Annotated in this window: 2 protein-coding genes and 1 pseudogene; 2 read left to right on the top strand and 1 reads right to left on the bottom strand. The window is 64.8% G+C overall.

Translation table 11 applies throughout. The features are described 5' to 3' along the window. Positions 1-146 precede the first annotated feature (146 nt). Positions 147-971, top strand: a complete 825-nt coding sequence (locus CSC66_RS17125; protein ID WP_238394447.1) for an IS3 family transposase — start codon at positions 147-149, stop codon at positions 969-971. A 13-nt stretch (positions 972-984) separates the two neighbouring features. Here CSC66_RS17125 and CSC66_RS17130 read toward each other — a convergent pair. Next, positions 985-1,134 (bottom strand): annotated as a pseudogene (locus CSC66_RS17130) (transposase); the annotation flags it as partial. A 72-nt stretch (positions 1,135-1,206) separates the two neighbouring features. On the opposite strand from CSC66_RS17130, the gene CSC66_RS17845 reads away from it, so the two are divergent. Next, the coding region (locus tag CSC66_RS17845) for an IS3 family transposase (protein WP_425501070.1) at positions 1,207-1,333 on the top strand (127 nt) is incomplete at its 3' end.

The raw sequence follows: 1,333 nt of genomic DNA on the forward strand, positions 1-1,333 counted from the left end.
GAAGCCTCCGAACTGCGCCGGGTGAAGGACCTGGAAGCCGAGAACGCCAGGCTCAAGCGGATGTATGCCGAGCTGGCGCTCGACAACGCGGCGATGAAGGACCTGATCGCAAAAAAACTGTAGGACCGGAGCAGAAGCGCGACGCCGTGCGGTACCTGGTCAAGGTGCACGCGCGGCCCCTGCGCCGGTCCTGCGAGTGCGTGGGGTTGTCACGGGCGGCCTGGTACCAGCCGCCGGTGCATTGGACGGTGCGTGACGCCGAGATCATCGCGGCGCTGGCCGAACTGGTCGAAGCGCGCCCAAGCCGCGGTTTCTGGAAGTGCTGCAAGGTCCTGCGCCGTGCACGGCCGGACTGGAACCACAAGCGAATCTATCGGGTGTACAAGGCGATGAAGCTCAACCTGCGCCGCAAGGCCAAGCAGCGACTGCCCAAGCGGGAACGCGTGGCGCTGTACGTGCCGCGCCTCCCGGACACCGTCTGGTCGGCGGATTTCATGGCCGACGCGCTGGCCTGTGGCCGCCGGTTCCGGACCTTCAACGTGGTCGACGACTTCAACCGCGAAGCCCTGCACATCGAGGTCGACACCTCGATCTCGTCCACGCGCCTGATCCGCATCTTCGAGCAGCTCAAGCGCGACCACGGGCTGCCGCAGGTCCTGCGCACCGACAACGGTCCTGAGTTCCTGGGCGAAGCCTTTGTGCAGTGGGCCAAGCTCAACGGCATGGCGATCCGGTACATCCAGCCTGGCAAGCCCAACCAGAACGCCTACATCGAACGCTTCAACCGGACCTTCCGCGAGGAAGTCCTGGACCAGCACCTGTTCGCCCGCCTCGACGACGTACGCGAGGCGGCGTACTGGTGGATGCTCGAGTACAACGAGGAGCGTCCCCACGATTCGCTCGGCGATCTGGCCCCAGCCGAGTACCGCCAACACGTCGCCGGAAGTTCTACTTTTGAAATGTCTGCTTGACGGGGAAGCTTACGGCTTCAAGGCCGCCGTACTTCGACTTCCACTTGTAGTAGGTCGGCACGCTGATGCCGGCCTGCCGGCAGATGTCCTTGACCGGCACGCCGGCGTCGGCCTGCTTGAGGATGGAGACGATCTGGGTCTCGGTGAAACGGGACTTCTTCATGGAACCTCCTGGCTGGGGAAACATGCCAGAAAGTTCTACTTATGGGGTGTCTGCGATTCGGGGAAGCTTACGATCCGGGCCGCCCACGAAGAACACCGGCAGGCCTACGGCTCACGCCGGCTGTGGCGGGTGCTGGTCAGTCGCGGCGAAGCCTGTGGGCGGCATCGCGTCGCGCGCCTGCGGCGCCAGCATGGGGTGA

Source organism: Pseudoxanthomonas kaohsiungensis (genome assembly GCF_010211765.1).
GTDB lineage: Bacteria > Pseudomonadota > Gammaproteobacteria > Xanthomonadales > Xanthomonadaceae > Pseudoxanthomonas > Pseudoxanthomonas kaohsiungensis.